Genomic DNA, 17,141 nt, shown 5'->3' with positions numbered 1-17,141 from the left:
GGTGGCCATCACCGCGTCCCCGCCGTCTCGCGCGCGGTCGAGGCGCCGGCATGGCGATTCAGCTCGCCGTACCAGGCGATGAGCGCCTCGCCCAGCGGCCCGTCGATCTTGTCGGCGACCCGCCACGCCTGCTCACGCGCGCCGTCCTTCCACAGGCGGTAGCTGCGCAGTGTCTCGGCCATCGTGTCCCAGCCCGGGTGGCCGGTCACGTCCCGGGCCTCGACCTGGTCGAGCAGATCGTCGAAGCCCCGCCACGGTGTGGTGAGGTCCGGCATGACCGGGCTCGCGGTCACCGCGGTCAGCTCTTCCGCCTGGTCGAGATGGTTCTCGTAGATGTGCAGTGATCCCACGTGGTGGTGGAACTCGCCCAGCTCGGCGCCGAGCCAGCCCGCGACCAGCTCATGCAGCACGGTGTAGAAGAACAGGTCGTACGGCATGCCGATCCACACGTCCTGACCACGCATCGTTGTCGACATGTGCAGGCGGCCGGTGCGCAGGTGGAAGCCGAAGCCCAGGGTGCAGGGCACGTCCTTGTGCCCGGCGGCGTCCTGGGCCGGGTCGTAGAGCTGGATCAGGGCCCGGCGGGAGTCGGGGTCCTCTTTGAGGATCTCGACGATGCGGCTCAGCTGATCCACGTTACCGGCCCACTTCCGCATACGCGGCCCGTACGCGCCCCGCAGGACACCGTCGTCGGCGTACTGCCGCAGGCGCGCGTTGTAATCGAAGATCCACGGAGCGTCCGAGCCGGAGAGGTGCCAGACGGTCTCCGCCACGGCGAACGCCGGATTGATGACGCGTGCCGGCGGCGCGTACAGCAGGCGAGCCCGCGGCTGGGTCAGCCGCATGTGGACGTCGAGCACCTCACGGGTCGCCATGCCGCGAGGGCTGACCCTGTCGCCGCTCTTGGCCAGGGTGACAGCGCCGACGAACAGTTCGGCGACGCTGTCGGCGGTCAGGTGTGTCATCGGACAGGTACTCCTTCGCCCTGCGGCCGTCCGGACTCGGCGGCGCGGGCATCGTGGTTGATGTGGTGGGAGTGCATGGCATGGCCGCCCGAGCGGCGGGTGATGAGGCATGCGACTTGGGCCGCGCTGTCACCGCGCCACCGGCACACCGCGTCCGTCGCCGCCCGGTCGGCAGGCGGGTGCGGACCGCGCAGTGCGACGAGAGCGTCGGCGATGTCATCGGCGGTGCTGCACCGCCGTGCAAGGCCGTGGCCGGAGAGTCCGAGCGTGCGCTCGCCGGGCGAACCCAGTTCGAGCACCGGCACGCCCATCAGCGCGGCTTCGATGCCGCACGTCGAATAGGCGCTTGCCAGGGCGTCGGCACCGGCGAGGCAGCCACGAGCGCCGACCCGGGGATCGGCCACGGCCACGAGCGGCCGACCGTGCCGTTCGAGCAGGGGGGCGAAGACGTCGATGCTCTGCGCCGGGTGCGGCGCGATGACGAGGCCCCAGTCGCTGCCGGCCTGCCACAGACCGTCCAGCAGCAGGTCGGCCTGGGCCTTGAGCCGGTCAGGACCGAAGGGCTGGCAGGCCCACACCGCGATACGGGCAGGACTGCGACGCGGGCCGTGGGCCAGCAGATGTTCCAGGTAGCGCCGCTGGGTATCGCGGCCGAGGCCAGCGAGTACATCGAAGCGGGGCTGGCCCAGGACATGGACTTCGGCGTCAGGGTGGCGCACCCACTCCTTCGCGAGGGGGAGGTCCCGCTCACCCATGACCACGATGTCGCGGCTGTGCAGGGCGGGCCATGCGACCGACTCAGCCGTCCAAGCCCCGTGCTGGACGTGCACAGTGTTCATCCCATGGCGCTCTGCCACATGTACGGCCAGCGCACCCAGCGGGCTGGTGTCGTTGCTGACCAGGACGGTATGCGGCCGTACGGCGGCGAGAACGCCGTCCAACCATGTCTCCGCCCGGACCACGGATCGCCAAGACGGCTGGGTGCACCCGCCGCTCGTCTCCAGAAGTACGGACACGAGGCGGAGCAATCGGGCCAGTCGGAGGTCGTGCTCGTCGACTCGAACGACGGGGCCGTCATCCTGCGGCCTAAGCCCGTCCACGGCGCCGGAGAGGTCGAAGAGACTGGGCGGAGGCGAGCACAGGTTCACCCCCGCGACGCGCGAAGCCGGGCACCGCTCCGCCGGGTCGGTCGCCAAGTCCACCACGAGGCTGGGGCGCCCGTTCCTGGCCAGCTCCTCCAGCACTGGCAGCAGAGTGGCCGCGTGACGGGACGACCACGACAACGCCACCACCTCGCTCACTGGAAGCTCCGAGGGCGCCGAGCTCGGCACCGACGCGGCCGTCAGGGCAGGAGGGAGGTTGCGTAACTGCGCGGATCGGAGGGGATTGTGAAGGGCTGAGGCTCCGAGCAGGTAGGCAATGCCCGACCAGGTGACCGTGTACGCCCGGTACTCGCGGGAGCTGCTCGACCGCAGCCCGACGAGTCCTTCGTAGGGCGCGAGTCTCAGCGGACCTGGGGCCTTGGCGAACGGCTCCCACGCGCTGAGCGCCGCCAGCTTACGTACGACCTGTGCCACCAGGCGCCGCACCGGCACGTGCTGGACGTACAGCCACCCCGCGCCACCCGGAGTCCTCGCGAGGTCGGCGCCGTACGCTTCGAGGGCCTCCATCACATGGTTGACCCGTGCTTCAGCATCGCGCTGGTCGAAGGGCAGGACCTCCAGTTCGGACGTGGTGATCCGGTCGGACTTCATGGTCACGAGCGCGCGCTCGCCGACCAGCGCCCACAGGGGCTTGTCATCGGAGTCGGCGCGGGCGATGCCCAAGGCACTGCGCTTGGACGGCCTCATACCAGGCTCCCTTCAAGGATCGGCCCGGTGTCCATGAGCCGCAGCAGGTCCTTCGGAGATTCGGCGACGACGGGGGCCGGGGAGCTCGGGGTGCCGTAGCCCCAGCCCGCGTGCACGTACGAGACGCCGGCGCGACGGGCTGCCTCCTGGTCGACCGCCATGTCTCCGACGTACAGGGCATCGGCCGGGTCGGCGCCCAGGTCGATCAGGGCGAGCAGTATTGGGTCTGGCGCGGGTTTCCCCCGCCCTATCCCGTTCGGCGTGCGTACCGTGGCGAAAGGGACGCCGAGCTGAGCCAGGAGAGGGGTGGCTCGCGCCAACGGCTTGGACGTCACAATCCCCAGCCGCCAGTCGGCAGCGGCGAAGGCATGCAGGACCTCCATGACGCCGTCGAACTGCCGGGCAAGGTGAGAGGCGGCCGTCGACGCCTTTGAGTAGGTCTGGTGGATCGGCTCGGCGTCAGCGAGCCCGAGCTGCTGCATGACGTCGGCGAAGGGCCGCCCCAGGTGACGCTCGTACTCCCCGAACGGCACGTCGAGGCCGTGGTCCTCACAGACCTGGCGCCACGCGCGCTTCATGACCGGGCGGGTGTCGACGAGCACGCCGTCCAGGTCGAGGAGGAGCGCGGGCGACGTCTCCGAGTGGGGTGTGGACGTAAGCCGAGAGGGCATGAAAGGGCTCCCAAGGAAGGGGTGGGATGGAGGTAGAGTCTTCGGCGCAGCACGCTGTGACGGTTGCGTCGTTCCCGCTGACCGTCAGGCCCTGCCCGAAGCGATGTGGAAGGCGCACCACGTCGTATTGCCGTCCTCGCTGACGCCCCAGTTCTGCGCGAGGGCGGACACCAGGAGCAGACCGCGGCCCGAGGTGTCGTCGTCGCTGGCCGCCCTGAGTGTTGCAGGAGCGCTGTTGTCGTCAGTGACCTCGATGCGCAGCTGCTCATTTGTGTTGAACGCGCGCAGACGCACATCTCCCGTTCCGTGCTGGACGGCGTTGGTGACCAGCTCTGAAACGGCAAGCACGACGTCGTCGAGCAGAACCTGGGGAACCTCCCACATCCTCAAGAGCGCCGTGATGTCTCGGCGGGCTCGCTGAGCACAGGCTTGCTGCGGGGCGAAGGCGGTCTCGAAGATATGGGAATTCCTGGGCGATGGCTCCACCGGCGATCGTGTTGGGACTGTGAGAGCAGTCATCCGGTTCTCCCGTGAGTCGCAGGGCGCCGGAGCAGGTAGGGCTTCCACGTCAGCAGGGGGCATCGAGGGTTGTCGGAAGACGGGCACCAAGCGTGTCCGGAGCGAAGCCCGGCGGCGTGGGGACACAGGGCTCACCCAAGGAGCGCAAGCACAGGCGGCGACCCGTGAACCCGGCACGAGCATGAAGCCAACGGTGGTTGTCCAGCAGGTAACCCTGGCCCGGTCCGAGGCGGAGGCGACGTTGGCAGTTCGCGATGGCTCGGCGCAGTGCGGGTAGATGCGGATGGACGATCGGGCTCCAACGTGCAAGGCCGTCTTGGCGCAACCGGACCGTGATGCGGCCGTCGCCACGGATCGTGAACACCTGGCTGGGATGTCCTGCGCCCGCGCCGAAATACGCGGTTCTGGCCTTGGCGAGCATGACCGCCGCTTCCCGCGCCTCAGCGATCAGGCTCGCCAGGACGTCACGCCCGTCGGCCAGCAGGACATCGCCGCCTTCTGTAGCGGGCCTCATGCAGACGAAGAGCATCATGCGCGGCGGGTTGGGGACTCCGGCACGCTCGGTGTGTGCCTCCAGGTCGCCGCGTCCGAGGCCGGCAAGACCGGCGCGGTGCGCGTGCCTGCCCGTGTCCTGGATGGTCGTCAGTCCGTCGGGGTCGCTGTGAGGATGCGGCGTGATGTGCATCAGCTGGTTGGCGAAGTCGAATACCGAACTGCGGCCCACGAGGCCCGCGACGGTCACCAGTCCGGTCTCATGCAAGCGGGCGATGCACGCATCAACGGCGCGTGGTGCCCGAATGTCGATGTGTTCGGACTCAATGAACGTCGCCGGGCCAGTGGTTGCGGTGTGCATCGCGGTACTCCTTCGCACTAGGTCGGTACGGTCAGCGTGAGAACCGCCGGTGAGCCGGGTAAAGCGACAGATTGTCGACTCGGTCAAATCGCCTGGGTTGGCGTTGAGTTGCCCTCCGCGTGCTACGTTCCGGAGAACGTGAGTGCACTGCCCAGGACGAGGACCGCAATGACGTACACAACGCCCCGTTGGCCCGTTTCCGTGAAGGGCGTCGCTCTCGACGCTGACGACCGGGTACTGCTGCTGAAGAACGAACGGGACGAGTGGGAGCTCCCCGGCGGACGTCTGGAGTCTGGGACAGCGGACGGCGCTGTTCCGGCCGATGACAGCCCCGAAGCGGCCTTGGAGCGGGAGATCCAGGAGGAGACCGGTTGGGAGGTGAAAGCGGGTCCGCTGATTGACGGCGGCGTCTGGATCTACGAGCCGATTCCCGGCCGCAAGGTCCTGATCGTCTCCTACGGGTGCACGGTGCTTACTCCCGACCGAGCACCCGTAGTCAGCCATGAACACAAGCAGCTTGGCCTGTTCGCCGCTGACCAGGTGGCCGCTCTGAACATGCCCGAAGGCTACAAACAAGCAGTGACCGCCTGGTACGGCCGAAAGGCGGGATGCTTGGACGACTACAAGCGGAAGTAGCTCTCTATGGCCGCTGGAGTAAGTCAGGAGCACCAAAGCGAGCGCTGGCCGGCGATTCGTCCGTCGGCGCGCCATGCACAGTGGCACTGGGCGACACCACAAGCCGAGGTCATCCTGGCGGCAGGAGAACTGGCAGGCATCCTGCGTTTCTACCGCCGTGTGCACAGCTTGAACCAGACGGAACTCGGCGAACTCCTCGGGTACGACAAGACCTACATCTCCGCCCTTGAACTCGGGAAGCGCAGCCTTGATGATGTGAGGTCCCGCCGCCGTATCTGCGACTCCCTGCGGTTGCCACCTCACGTCCTTGGTGTGACAGACGTGGCTGACACCGATCACCGGGCCATGCTTCAGTTCGGTGAGTCCACCGTCCGGTTGGCCGAGATCGCCCGGCAGTCCGGCCACGCCGCGGAAGCAGTTGCTGAACTGTGGCCACTGGTTGCCCGCCTTGAGGCCCGGGTGGAAGACGGACACGCGGAGAGGGACGTCCTGCATCTGCTTGCCCGTGCCCGCGTGGGGCTCGGGGTCGCCCTGGGAAATGTCCTTCCAGAAGAGCGACTGAGCACGGCGGCCCGGTGGACGGCCAAGAGTCTGGAGCTTGCCAAGTACTTCGGGGACCCGGTCATGACGTCGTACGCGCTGCGGATGCACGGCAACGAGCTGCGGAAGGCCGGACTGCGAGGTGCAGCCGTGGAACGCCTGTGTCGCGCTGTCGCTGTTGCGCCCGACGAACGCGCACGCGGTGCTGGCCTGGCGCTGCTGGCCCGTGCCGCTGGTGCATTGGGCAACTGCGTACTGTTCGATCGGGTGATGCGTGAATCGGACAATCTGCTTTCTGCGGTGGAGCACACCAGCCTGTTCAACCCCTTCTCTCTGCACGAGATCCGACTTCGGGGGCTGGTCGCGACCGGACGGGCTCGCGAGGCCATACGGCTGGTGGGAGACAGTCCTGCGCCCACTACTACGGTGGCGCCGCAATGGCGGGTGATCGAGCTCGTGACCGTGGGCCATGTGCAGCTGCTCGCCGGCGACCGCAACGGTGCGGCAGAGTCGCTGGACGCTGCCATTCACGAAGCGGTCGTGCAGCGGTTGCCGCATCAGCTCCAGCGCATCATGCGCACCGCTGCCGACCAACTGCCGGCTGCTCATGAGGCCGCGGCCCACGCTTTGCACCGCGTGCGCAGTGAGATGGCGGCGTAGTGCCATGCCACCCTGGGAGACAACAGTGCTTTGCAGCAACACCGTCATGCCCTTCGTCCTGCGGAATCAGGGTGTCCATCGAATCGCTCGGACTCCGCTGGTCCCAGAGCAGATTCGCTGCAACAGTGATGCATCCGCGTGGCGTTGCCGGGGATGACCAGGGTGTTTGCCAGGGTTTGAGATCTTGAGGCAGTTCGGGGGCAAGTAATGGCACGCAGACGGCAACGTCTTGCTGAACGACGCCGATCAGTCGGCCTTACGCAGGAAGACCTGGCTGAGAAGCTCGGCGTCGACCGATCGACGGTCGTGCGCTGGGAGACGGGCACTGCCTCCCCACAGCCATGGATGCGCCCACGACTCGCCGATGCACTTCTCATCACGGTCGAGGCACTCGTCGACCTTTTGGCCAACGACGCTGAGCGAGACGGCCGCGTTCCGGCGGCTCAGGGTGCTGTGTTCCCCGATCGGGCTACTGCGTCTTTGGCCACGGCTACTGACCTCCGACACGACTTCGATGAACTAGCATCCCGCTACGACCGGGCCCCTTCGGCCAGCCTGCTGGCGAAGGGCGGAGAGCAACTCAGCCTGATCACCTACATGGCCCGAAACGCCCCGCACGGACGAGCAGGGCGAGAGCTGCTGACGCTCGAGGCCGACGCACTCACATTCATGGGCCAGCTCGTCTGGGATGCGTCCCAGCGCCGGGATCACGCGACAGCACGCCACTACTACGACGAGAGCCTGCGTGTTGCTCGACACCTCCACGATCCCACGCTTGAGGGCCGAGCCCGGCTGAGAACTTCCTACGTCGCCCTGTACGGAGCCCGGGATCCGCGTGCCGGTTTGGAGCTGGCTCTGCAGGCGGCAGAAACGGCGCGTTGGACCAGTCCAGCCGTTACCGGCCTCGCGCTTCTGCATGCCAGCGAAGCGTACGCAATGCTCGGAAGGGCGAAGGACTGCGAATCGACCCTTGCTGCAGCTCGGCAGCAGCTAGAACGAACGGACGGGATGGACGCCGCTGCGGATCTGGTCTCGTCCACCCAGTTCGGCCGCCTTGCGGGATCCTGCTACCTCTCCCTGGGACAGTACCGGCGAGCCCAGGAACTACTGGAGGCCACCGCCGCCGAGCTACAAGATCGGCGAAAGTCGCGCGCGATCGTGCTCGGGAACCTTACGCTCGCCTACATCCGTCAGGGTGAGGTCGACGCGGCTGTGGCTGCGCTGACCAAAGCCATCGCGGAAGTACAAGAGACCAGGGGCGGGGGAGGACTCAACGTAGTCTTCAGTGCCGCCCGCGACCTGCGCCCTTGGCGGCAGGAGCGTATCGTCGCCGACGTCCATGACCAGCTTTTCGCTCTCATGGCAACGGGGTGAGTGAGAGGAGAGACCTGGGTGCCCGTGATGCACGACGACGCCAAGCGGCTTGTACGGACTCAGGTCTGGAACGCTCTCGATGCGGCCGGCGCGGTCTACGACGACAGCGCTCACGGCCGCATCCCCAACTTCCGAGGGGCCGACGAGGCCGCAGCCCGGCTGGCTGAACTGGAGGGGTGGAAGAACGCTAACGTCATCAAGGCCGTGCCGGACAAGGCCCAGCTCCCTGTACGGGTTTGTGCCCTGAACGAGGGCAAGGTCGTGTACATGGCAGTCCCTAAGCTGGCGGCGACGAAGCCCTTTTACCTGCTCGACCCAGCCACCCTGCGCGTGTCGCCGCAAGAGGCAGCTACCAGCCGCGTTGCGTCAACGATCGCACCAACCGTCGAGGTCGACTCCCTCCGTCCGGTCGACGTCGTCGTCCTCGGAAGCGTCGCGGTCAACCGGGACGGTGCCCGGATCGGCAAAGGGGCCGGCTACTCCGACCTGGAGTTCGCACTCCTGACGGAAGCCGGCCTTATTGGCTCCAGCACTCTCGTCGTGACCACGGTGCACAGCCTCCAGGTGATCGACATCCCGATTCCAGTCACTGACCATGACGTGAAGGTCGACCTGGTCATCACGCCTGATGAAGTGATCGAGTGCACGGATCCGCACCGGCCGGAGGGCATCCTCTGGGATCACCTTGACCCGGCCAAGATCGCGGCGATCCCGGCATTGCAGTCAAGAATGAAATCGCTAGAACGCTGAACGGCGTGGCCCGGCTGAGATGATGCCAGCGCTTGGTACGGAAGCCGTCCACCCTGCTGCGAGGCCCTGCGAACTGACGAGCTGATACTTGCCGCTGCATCGCTTATTCAAGCGGCCATGTGGCGGGCGTTGTACTGGGCAATGCCAATTCTATCCGGGGGACTCTGCTTGCATCCCATCCCTATTGGAAATCGGCTCCCCTGTTTGTCGTCGCGGTTCAAGAGCAATCCAGCCGGGGCTCCGGCGTCGTCCGAGAGCGCTTCATGTGAGGGCCAGCGTGTTGAGGCGTGCACGCGTGAGTGCCACGTAGAGGGCGCGATGGTCTGCCTCCGTAGGGTCGAGACCGAGCGCCAGGGCCGAGATGTCTGCGGTGCTCAGTTTTATGGCCACCGTGTTCCACTCTCGACCTTTGGACTGGTGGCATGTAAGGCCAGGGACCAGCTGGTCATCTCTGAGCCGAAGCTGCAGACGGTTCAGCGCGAGGAGGGGGCTGCGTGCGTAGCGCTGTGCAGCTAGCGCCGGAATGAGATCGGTCAACCCATCCGAGAGACTCTGCCATACCCGCCGAGACGGGGCTCCGTCTTTCAGGTGAGAGACGGCTTCCCGCAGGCACGGTTGGAGAGTTGTCGCTAGATCGTCCTTCTCCAGACCCAGCGTGGCCAAAGCGTCGTGCAGAAATACTGCCTGCAAGCCGAGCGCATGCTGGGTGATCTCGTTGAGAAGCAGTGTGCATATCGCTTCCTGGACTTGGCCGACGCCAGGCTTGATGGCGAGAGGGAGGACGTGTGGATCGGCGCCCCAGAGTGCTTGCCATCTATGCGCAATGACCACGTCGGCGTCCTGCGCGGGGCCCGGGGGTAGCTGCACGGGCATTTGCCGGCGCAGCTGCCTCGTGAGCGATGCCTGCCTGTCGCTTCCCCACCGGAATGATTCGTCCAAGCGGTGTGTGGTAAAGCTATTCTCGTTGATATATCTCGTCATCGCCGCGGGACGTGCGCCTCTGAACTGGTAGAGGGCTTGCCATGGGTCCCCGACCAGCGTTAGTGAACTGCACCCTGACGCGGCCAGCGAGAAGATGTCCCTGTCCAGGTCGTTAGCGTCGAATACCTCGTCCACTGTCAATGATCGTATGGTGGTCTCGAAATAGGAAGTCAGTGCTTTCCTTACCTCGCCGGCTGCGAGGGCTCCTTGCAGGGCCTCCCGTACGTTGTCGTGCGTGCATCTGCCCTCAGAGATCGCTTTTCTGAAGTCCATGACGGAGGGATGGCTTGCGGACTGAGCTTCGTCAACAGTCCTGATGACGACCTGTCCGCTGTCGATGCTCAGAACGGGCTTGATGCGCCGGGGCTTTGCGGGAAGCGCCGTTCGCCATGTGTCGAGGACCTCAAGAACTGTGTGACCGCCTGGCCACTGGAGGACACCCTCTTGGAGGAGGTGGAAGAGAAGGTCGCACAGGAGGGTGTCCAGGGTAACGATACGGTGCGGCCAGGTCACTGATGACGGTCCCCAGTGCTCGATGACTCGGTTTCGTAGTTCCTCGGTGGCTGACCGTGTGAAGCTGACGGCTACGACTGCCCGCCGGTCGGTGGTGGCGGCAAAGCGGTGCAGTCCGAACCGCAATGCTGACACTGTGGTCTTTCCCGAGCCAGGCGCCGCTTCCACGTACACGCGGCCGTGCGGACTGCCGCTAGCCATGAGCTGTCGTGGCGTCAGGCCGTTGATCCCCGCGCCGGGCTTAGGCATTGTTCTGTGCTCCCGGCCATTGCCCTGGTTTCGATATTCGCGCGGTGGGCCAGCCTCCAGGACCAAGGTCCACCGCGTGGTCTTGCCGCGCCGGACGTGCGAGGAGTAGATCGTCCCAGCGCGTTGTTGCCTCCTCCGCATCGAGGATTGTCGGTTCGTAATCTGTCTCCTCTGGGTCGGGTTTGCCCTCCTGCCAGAACGCCGGCTCGTCGAGGTCGTCCCAGTCGACAGGGTCCCGAATCTCATCCCAGATGTCGTCCGGCGCAAGCCAGGCAGGCGGTTCTGTGACGTCCTCGTCGACCGCGGGATCGGTGGTCACGGATTCAGCGGCAGCGGGATAGAGGAAGTCGAAGAGGTTCCTCAGGTGGTCGGGAACGCGGACGGGCGCGAGGTCGTCTGCCTGCCCACGATCGGCGTCGATGGCGTCGCGCAACAGCGCGGCGAGTGTCAGGGCGAACTCAGCCTTTCGCCGTGCGCCTCGCCCTTCCTTGGCTCCTCCATCTCCGTCCTTAGCCGCTCGCCGGCTCCCGAAATAGGCGCGGACACTCTCGACGGTGACTTCGGCCAGCGGATGCTCCGGGTCGACGGATTGCTGGGCGGCTGCGATGAGGTGCTCGTTGCCCGAAGTGATCGCCGGTTCAAGTGTCGGGTGGCTGATGAAGGCTTGGACGATAGAAGGATCGTGCTCGGCGAGCCACTTGGGTGAATCCCGTGAGATGTCGAAGGGCAGGTCGCTGTCGCTGTCGCGGAGGATGGCCAGCTTGGTGCACAGCTCTGCGCCGCGTGTCGCCAGGAGGCGGACAGCCCATTGACCGACCTTCGTGCCCATGGGGACGATGCTCAGGGCATCAACGAAGGCTTGCTTCGCCTCATCGTCTGCGGCCCAGGCTCGGCCGAACTCTCGCACCACGGCACCTTCTGTGACCCCTTCGACCAGAAGTAAGCGTTCAGCGAAGAGCGCCGATGAGCGGCTCGTGTCGAGGTGCAGTTGGGTCATTCGCAGCGTGGCCTCGCGATACTGATGCGGGACGACGTCTTTCACGCAGCGACTGATGCTTCCGTGCTCCGTGCGGCGTACGACAACGAGTTCCTCCGGGGCGCAGGCGGTGATGATGTCGGTCGCATGACTGGAGAGGACCACCTGCAGTTCGGGTCGCGACTTGACGGTCCTGCGCAGGTAGCGCACCAGCGAGTGCTGTAGCTGGGGGTGGAGGTGCGCTTCGGGCTCCTCGATGACAACCGTTGCATGGAAGGGGGCCGTGGAGAAGAAGGAGTCTTCCTCCGATGCTGCCTCGGTTTGGGCTTGGACCAGGTTCTCAAAGGCTTGCCGGGCCTGCTCCTCCTCGGAGAGGGGCTCCCCGTCTCCAAGCCTTTCCAGTGGGTCCTTCGTTTCGATGGGCACCTCGGTGGAATCCGGTATCGCCGCCAACGTCACCGCGATGTGCAGCAGGTTCACATACCCCAGTCCGGAGACCTCTAGGGGACGAGCCTGGGAGCGGCCTTCGACGACGGCGAGCATGACTTCCAGCACGCGCGCAAGGTAGGCGTCGTCGATGACTTGGCCACGGATGTAGGGCCACTGCTGACTTACTCCGGCGGACAGCCTGCCCAAGTGTTCCCCGATTCGGGCTTCTACGGCGTCGATCAGGCTGTCTTTGGCAAGGTCCTCCAGCAGTCGGGATGCACGGGCCCGCAGAGCCACCAGGTTGCGACTGCCGTGGAGTTCCTGCTGCCGCGCTCGCAGCAGCTCGACCAGGATGCGTGCCTCGCGCCGGGCCAGTTCGTCCAGCGGATGGCGCCAGGCGGGCAGGTAGATCAGTTTGAACTTGTCCAGCTTCGGGGCAATTCCGTGCTTGTTGGCCAGCCGGGAGGTGACCGATCCCAGCTGTCGGTGCAGGGAGACACTCCAAGATTCAGCGTCTCCACCGAGGCGTCGGTGGCCCGTGGTGTGAAGCTCGCGGCCGAGTCGCCCTTCCGCTTCGAGGGTCTCTCCCAGTGCGTAGGTGATTTCGATGCTGCGCTCCACGCCTGCGTCAGGTGGTGCCAGTGCAGCTGAAGTCGGCCGTGGCAGCACAGGGAACCGGCTTCCGGGGTGCGCAAGGTAGAGGGCGTCCGTGAGCGTGGTCTTACCGGCGCCGTTCGCACCGATCAGCACACTGAATCTGCCAGGGAGGGTGCAACTCATTGGAGTTTCTGCGCTCGCGCGCAGGCCGCTCACCGCAATTCGGCTCAGATGCATGGCAGGCCCCCCGATCGGCTCGGTCACTCTGTGAACATCATCGCTCAGCGATACGCACGTGCACGCCCCTTCTGATCGTTGGCGACATCGGGATTTCGCTGGGGCGTGCGGGGTGACCATGTCGCGGGTCTGCAGCTGCCAGGTTTCCCGGCGCTCGCTCAGAACCGTGCTACGTCCTCGCCGCTGGTGTCCGCGATGACTGGCCGGAACTGGGCAGGGAAGCCGTCCAAGCGGTCAGGACCGGCCGCGGCGGCCACGGCAGGGGCCGCCTCGGCCAACCAGATGCGATACCGCTCGGCGGCTTCGCTGTAGGGGGCTTGAGCCAGGACGCGGTGCTCCCCGGAGGGGCAGAAGTCGACGGTTGCAAGTGACCATCTTCGATGTATGTCGTCAGTCTGTCGCGAGCCAGCCCAGTCGTCTGTGCTGTGGAGGGTGGTCTCCGCGCTTGACTGCGGGCCGACGTTCCTCCCACTCCACCTGAGCTTGTTGGGTTCTCACAATGCCCCGGGCGTTCGGCATGCGATCACTGCCCCCGGGGTCAATCGGCTCCCGAGGGCAGCCTCGGCTGACAGCGCCCTGCAGTCGACCTATCCGCGAGGCCGGGCTCCACGCGCCGACCACACAGCTTGGCTCTGCCCTGACTACCTGTCAGTAAAGTCAGCATTGGGTCAGCATTCGTCCGGCCAAAGCGGCCTTCAGATGCCCACACGTTGGAAACGCGAGATGCCGTCGGAGGTGTCCGTGCGGCAGCATCCAATGGCCTAGCCGCCACAGATACTCTTTGCGAGGCGGGCGGCGAGATCGTCTCGAACCTACCTGACCGGAAGACCGGATACTCCCAGGTCAGCGCGCCCTTCCGCGTGGTTTCAACGGCACCGGCGGCAGCTCGGGTGCTGGCAGCGGAGCTCCGTCGTACCCCTTCACCTCGCCGAATCGGGCCCCCTTCATCCAGTCCTCGCGAGCCTGTACGATCTCCTCCTGGGAGCGGGCGACGAAGTTCCACCACATGATCAACTCCTCCGCGAACGGTTCGCCACCGAGCAGCATGAGGCCGGCGTCCGACTCGGCGCGCAGGGGCAGTTCGGAGCGGCCGCAGCCGAGGTACAGCAGGGAGCCCGGCAGCACCGGTACGCCGTCCACATGTACCTCGCCGGACATCGCCAGCACGCCGTACTCGAAGTCGGGCTCCAGGGGGAGGCGGACGTCGGCGCCCAGGGTGAGGGCGAGGTCGGCGCCGACGATCGGGGTGTACGCCGTACCGGGCGAGACCGAGCCGTCGAGGCCGCCGAGGATCACCGTGGCACGGAGCCCGGGAGCGGTGACCGACGGCAGTTCGGGGTGGAACTCGAACCTCGGCTCGGTGTGCCGGTGTTCGTCCGGCAGAGCCACCCACAGCTGGGCGCCGTGCAGGAGTCGGGCGTGCGGACGGGGGCTCTCCTCGGAGTGGCTGATCGCACGCCCCGAGGTCATCAGGCCCAGCTGCCGCGGCCGGATCGTCTGGAGGCTGCCCGTGGAGTCGCGGTGCAGCACCTCGCCCTCGTGCAGCCAGCTGACCGTCTGGAGTCCGATGTGCGGATGCGGGGGCACCTGCATGCCGGGCTCGTCGGCGATGTCGTCCGGGCCGTAGTGGTCGACGAAGGCCCACGCCCCGATCATGCGACGGCCGAGGTTGGGCAGCAGCCGCCGCACCTCGGTCGACTCGCCCAGCTTCACCTGACGGGGACTCAGCAGCTCGCGGACGGGCTCGGCGACGACGAATCCACGACCGCCGCAGACACTGGGCACGGGCGCCCGGTCAAGGTTGCTCATACCGCCCAACTTAGCGGTGCGGCGGCCGGACCGGTGAGCGCGGAAACCCGCATTTTCCTTGGCTGAGTCAATCGACTGACTTGCGGGGCCGGGCGGGCTCGGCGCCGGTGACGGGGTGCCGGTGGCCGGACGGGGGAGCGGGCCGGCTCGCTCCGGGGGGCCGCGGAGCCGCGGACCAGGAGGGGTACCAGCCCGGCCCCGCCCGGCTTCGGCTCAGCCCAGTCGCCGCAGCAGTTCCTCGGCGACCGGGGCCGAGGAGGCCGGGTTCTGGCCGGTGACGAGGTTGCGGTCGACCACCACGTGCGGCGCCCACGGCTCGCCCGCCCGGATGTCCACGCCCGCCTCGGTGAGCCGGTCCTGGAGCAGCCACTTGGCCCGCTCGGCGAGTCCGGCCTGGATCTCCTCCGCATTGGTGAAGGCCGCCGCCCGGTAGCCGGCGAAGGCGTTGGTGCCGTCGGGCCGTACGGCGGCGAGCAGGGCGGCCGGGCCGTGGCAGACCACGGCGAGCGGCCTGCCCGAGTCGAGGGCCGCCACCAGCAGCCTGCCGGACTCGGCGTCCACGGCCAGGTCCTCCATGGGGCCGTGCCCGCCCGGGTAGAACACGGCGGCGAAGTCGTCGAGGTCCACGTCGGACAGCTTCACGGGCTCACGCAGCTCGGCCATGTCCTCCACGGCCCGCGCCATCTCGTCCGCCCGCTCCTGCCCCCCGTTGACCTCGGCGGCGAGGCTCGCCCGGTCGACCTGCGGCACCACAGCGCCCGGCGTGGCGACGACGACCTCGTGACCGGCGGCCCTGAGGGCGCGGTAGGGCACCACGGCCTCCTCGGCCCAGAATCCGGTGGGGTGCTGGGTGCCGTCGGCGAGCGTCCAGCGGTCGGCGCCGGTCAGCACGAAGAGGATCTTCGACATGGGTTCCTTCTCCCGGAGGGCTTGCGTCTACGGGAAGGAACGTAGGTGAACCGACCCATGGGAAGCCAATGGAACGGCGAATGGCTGACATAGGAAGTCCTATGGGGCGCGGGGTGTGCCGTTCGGCCGATACTCGGCCGTGTGGAGACCGCCGCCCTCGATCTGAACCTGCTGCGCACCTTCCTCGCGGTGTACCGCTCCGGGTCCTTCACCGGTGCCGGGCGCCTGCTGGGTCTGTCGCAGCCGACCGTGACGACGCAGATGCGCGCGCTGGAGCGGCAGACCGGCCGTGAGCTGTGCCAGCGGCTGCCGCGCGGGGTGGCGCCGACACCGGTGGCCGACGAACTCGCTGCCCGGATCGCCGCTCCGCTGGACGAACTGGCCACCGTGGCCGGTCCGGACGTCCCTTCCGGTGCCCGTGCGGAACCCGTCCACCTGGCCGGCCCGGCCGAACTGCTGTGCACCACCGTGCTGCCCGCCCTGTCCCCGCTGGTGGCCCAGGGCGTACGGCTGAGGGTGGCGACCGGACTGACCGACGCCCTGCTGGACGAGCTGCGGGCCGGCCGCCACGACCTGGTGATCGCCACCACCCGGCCGCGCGGCCGGACCCTGCACGCCACGCCGCTCACCGACGAGGAGTTCGTGCTGGTCGCGGCTCCCGTGTGGGCACGGCGGGTGGCTCGGCGGCTCGCCGCCGAGGGCCCGGCCGCGCTGCGCGACGTCCCGCTGATCACCTATGCCGAGGACCTGCCGATCGCCCGCCGTTACTGGCGCCACGTCTTCGGCCGGCGTCTGTCCCGGACCGCCGCCGTGACCGTGCCGGATCTGCGCGGGGTGCTCGCGGCGGTGGCGGCGGGCGCCGGGTTCTCCGTGCTGCCGCGCTACCTGTGCCTGGAACCTCTGGAGTCCGGGGCGCTGGTGGCGCTGCTGGAGCCGGAGGACCCGCCGATCAACACCGGCTTCCTCGTACGGCGCCCCGGCGCGTGCGAGAACCCCGACGTCGCCCGGGTGAGCGAACTCCTGCTGCGCGCGGCCCGGACCTGGTAGGCGGCGCGCCGGCACCGGGGGGTCAGGCGCCGCCGGTCCACTCCGGCGCCAGCACCGACCAGATCTCCTCGTCGTGCCGCTCGCCCCGGTGCAGGTGGCTCTCCCGCAGGACCGCCTCCCTGGTCATGCCGAGTCGCCGGGCGACCGCGATGCTGGGCGCGTTCTCCGCCGACACCCACCACTCCACCCGGTGGACACCGCGCTCCCGGACCGCCCAGTCGATCAGTAGACGCGCGGCCCGGGTCACCAGCCCGCGGCCCACCGCGGCCGGCTCCAGCCAGCAGCCCGCCTCCGCCGTGCCCCGCGGCACGTCCAGCCGGCGCAGGATCACCGCGCCGACGAGCGTGCCGTCGAGCCGGATCGCGCGGATGAGCCCCGCATCGGCCGCCTCCTTCTCGGCGTACGCCCGCAGGAACGCGCGGGCCCCGGCCAGGTCGGCGACCACGTCCGGCAGACCGTTGAACCGGCCGACGAACTCCCGTCCCCGGCCGATGTGGGCCAGGAACTCCTCGGCCTGCCAAGGCTGGAGAGGACACAGCTCGGCACCGTCGGCACCGAGTGAGGTCGCGAACACGG

General features: G+C 67.6%; 15 protein-coding genes. 5 read left to right on the top strand and 10 right to left on the bottom strand.

Features of this window, described 5'->3' with window-relative positions:
• Positions 1–8: 8 nt before the first annotated feature.
• The 5 genes from ACZ7FF_RS26865 to ACZ7FF_RS26845 all read right to left on the bottom strand — a co-directional run bounded on the left by ACZ7FF_RS26865 (position 9) and on the right by ACZ7FF_RS26845 (position 4,858).
• Positions 9–965 (bottom strand): thymidylate synthase, encoded by a 957-nt coding sequence (locus ACZ7FF_RS26865; protein WP_470815006.1) that lies wholly within the window; start codon positions 963–965, stop codon positions 9–11.
• Positions 962–2,815 carry a hypothetical protein gene (locus ACZ7FF_RS26860; RefSeq protein WP_470815005.1) on the bottom strand — a complete coding sequence of 618 codons (1,854 nt, stop codon included), beginning with the start codon at positions 2,813–2,815 and terminating at the stop codon, positions 962–964. Before ACZ7FF_RS26860 ends, ACZ7FF_RS26865 begins: the two co-directional genes overlap by 4 nt.
• Positions 2,812–3,486, bottom strand: a complete 675-nt coding sequence (locus ACZ7FF_RS26855; protein ID WP_470815003.1) for an HAD family hydrolase — start codon at positions 3,484–3,486, stop codon at positions 2,812–2,814. Before ACZ7FF_RS26855 ends, ACZ7FF_RS26860 begins: the two co-directional genes overlap by 4 nt.
• Before the next feature lie 84 nt (positions 3,487–3,570).
• Positions 3,571–4,005, bottom strand: coding sequence for an ATP-binding protein (locus tag ACZ7FF_RS26850; protein ID WP_470815001.1), 435 nt, complete (start codon positions 4,003–4,005; stop codon positions 3,571–3,573).
• A 49-nt stretch (positions 4,006–4,054) separates the two neighbouring features.
• Positions 4,055–4,858, bottom strand: coding sequence for a TauD/TfdA family dioxygenase (locus ACZ7FF_RS26845; protein WP_470815000.1), 804 nt, complete (start codon positions 4,856–4,858; stop codon positions 4,055–4,057).
• 168 nt (positions 4,859–5,026) lie between these two features.
• On the opposite strand from ACZ7FF_RS26845, the gene ACZ7FF_RS26840 reads away from it, so the two are divergent.
• The 4 genes from ACZ7FF_RS26840 (at position 5,027) to ACZ7FF_RS26825 (ending at position 8,818) form a co-directional block, all read left to right on the top strand.
• Positions 5,027–5,494 carry an NUDIX hydrolase gene (locus ACZ7FF_RS26840; protein WP_470814998.1) on the top strand — a complete coding sequence of 156 codons (468 nt, stop codon included), beginning with the start codon at positions 5,027–5,029 and terminating at the stop codon, positions 5,492–5,494.
• A 6-nt stretch (positions 5,495–5,500) separates the two neighbouring features.
• Positions 5,501–6,694, top strand: coding sequence for a helix-turn-helix domain-containing protein (locus ACZ7FF_RS26835; RefSeq protein ID WP_470814997.1), 1,194 nt, complete (start codon positions 5,501–5,503; stop codon positions 6,692–6,694).
• A 207-nt stretch (positions 6,695–6,901) separates the two neighbouring features.
• A complete protein-coding gene (locus ACZ7FF_RS26830; protein ID WP_470814996.1) occupies positions 6,902–8,068 on the top strand; it encodes a helix-turn-helix transcriptional regulator in 1,167 nt (388 codons plus the stop codon).
• Between the two features lie 27 nt (positions 8,069–8,095).
• On the top strand, positions 8,096–8,818 hold the full coding sequence (locus ACZ7FF_RS26825; protein ID WP_470815074.1) for a 5-formyltetrahydrofolate cyclo-ligase: 723 nt from the start codon (positions 8,096–8,098) through the stop codon (positions 8,816–8,818).
• Between the two features lie 261 nt (positions 8,819–9,079).
• On the opposite strand, the gene ACZ7FF_RS26820 is transcribed toward ACZ7FF_RS26825, so the two are convergent.
• The 4 genes from ACZ7FF_RS26820 to ACZ7FF_RS26805 form a co-directional block, all read right to left on the bottom strand.
• Positions 9,080–10,561 (bottom strand): UvrD-helicase domain-containing protein, encoded by a 1,482-nt coding sequence (locus tag ACZ7FF_RS26820; protein ID WP_470814995.1) that lies wholly within the window; start codon positions 10,559–10,561, stop codon positions 9,080–9,082.
• A complete protein-coding gene (locus tag ACZ7FF_RS26815) occupies positions 10,554–12,827 on the bottom strand; it encodes an ATP-dependent nuclease (RefSeq protein ID WP_470814993.1) in 2,274 nt (757 codons plus the stop codon). Before ACZ7FF_RS26815 ends, ACZ7FF_RS26820 begins: the two co-directional genes overlap by 8 nt.
• Positions 12,828–13,643: 816 nt before the next feature.
• Positions 13,644–14,609 (bottom strand): pirin family protein, encoded by a 966-nt coding sequence (locus ACZ7FF_RS26810; RefSeq protein ID WP_470814992.1) that lies wholly within the window; start codon positions 14,607–14,609, stop codon positions 13,644–13,646.
• Between the two features lie 213 nt (positions 14,610–14,822).
• Positions 14,823–15,518, bottom strand: a complete 696-nt coding sequence (locus tag ACZ7FF_RS26805; RefSeq protein WP_470814990.1) for a type 1 glutamine amidotransferase domain-containing protein — start codon at positions 15,516–15,518, stop codon at positions 14,823–14,825.
• Positions 15,519–15,659: 141 nt separating this feature from the next.
• Between ACZ7FF_RS26805 and ACZ7FF_RS26800 the strand changes: the two genes are divergently transcribed.
• Positions 15,660–16,565 (top strand): LysR family transcriptional regulator, encoded by a 906-nt coding sequence (locus ACZ7FF_RS26800; protein ID WP_470814989.1) that lies wholly within the window; start codon positions 15,660–15,662, stop codon positions 16,563–16,565.
• 22 nt (positions 16,566–16,587) lie between these two features.
• Here ACZ7FF_RS26800 and ACZ7FF_RS26795 read toward each other — a convergent pair whose 3' ends face one another.
• Complete coding sequence (locus tag ACZ7FF_RS26795) at positions 16,588–17,139, bottom strand: GNAT family N-acetyltransferase (protein WP_470814987.1); 552 nt, start codon at positions 17,137–17,139, stop codon at positions 16,588–16,590.
• Between the last annotated feature and the right edge of the window lie 2 nt (positions 17,140–17,141).

The sequence above is a fragment of the Streptomyces sp. NPDC037126 genome (assembly GCF_055605965.1).
This window is presented reverse-complemented; position numbering and strand designations above follow the sequence as displayed.

Bases quoted from the DNA above. Each gene is read 5' to 3' on its own strand.
- ACZ7FF_RS26865 (WP_470815006.1), bottom strand. From the start codon at position 965: ATGACACACCTGACCGCCGACAGCGTCGCCGAACTGTTCGTCGGCGCT.
- ACZ7FF_RS26860 (WP_470815005.1), bottom strand. From the start codon at position 2,815: ATGAGGCCGTCCAAGCGCAGTGCCTTGGGCATCGCCCGCGCCGACTCC.
- ACZ7FF_RS26855 (WP_470815003.1), bottom strand. From the start codon at position 3,486: ATGCCCTCTCGGCTTACGTCCACACCCCACTCGGAGACGTCGCCCGCG.
- ACZ7FF_RS26850 (WP_470815001.1), bottom strand. From the start codon at position 4,005: ATGACTGCTCTCACAGTCCCAACACGATCGCCGGTGGAGCCATCGCCC.
- ACZ7FF_RS26845 (WP_470815000.1), bottom strand. From the start codon at position 4,858: ATGCACACCGCAACCACTGGCCCGGCGACGTTCATTGAGTCCGAACAC.
- ACZ7FF_RS26840 (WP_470814998.1), top strand. From the start codon at position 5,027: ATGACGTACACAACGCCCCGTTGGCCCGTTTCCGTGAAGGGCGTCGCT.
- ACZ7FF_RS26835 (WP_470814997.1), top strand. From the start codon at position 5,501: ATGGCCGCTGGAGTAAGTCAGGAGCACCAAAGCGAGCGCTGGCCGGCG.
- ACZ7FF_RS26830 (WP_470814996.1), top strand. From the start codon at position 6,902: ATGGCACGCAGACGGCAACGTCTTGCTGAACGACGCCGATCAGTCGGC.
- ACZ7FF_RS26825 (WP_470815074.1), top strand. From the start codon at position 8,096: ATGCACGACGACGCCAAGCGGCTTGTACGGACTCAGGTCTGGAACGCT.
- ACZ7FF_RS26820 (WP_470814995.1), bottom strand. From the start codon at position 10,561: ATGCCTAAGCCCGGCGCGGGGATCAACGGCCTGACGCCACGACAGCTC.
- ACZ7FF_RS26810 (WP_470814992.1), bottom strand. From the start codon at position 14,609: ATGAGCAACCTTGACCGGGCGCCCGTGCCCAGTGTCTGCGGCGGTCGT.
- ACZ7FF_RS26805 (WP_470814990.1), bottom strand. From the start codon at position 15,518: ATGTCGAAGATCCTCTTCGTGCTGACCGGCGCCGACCGCTGGACGCTC.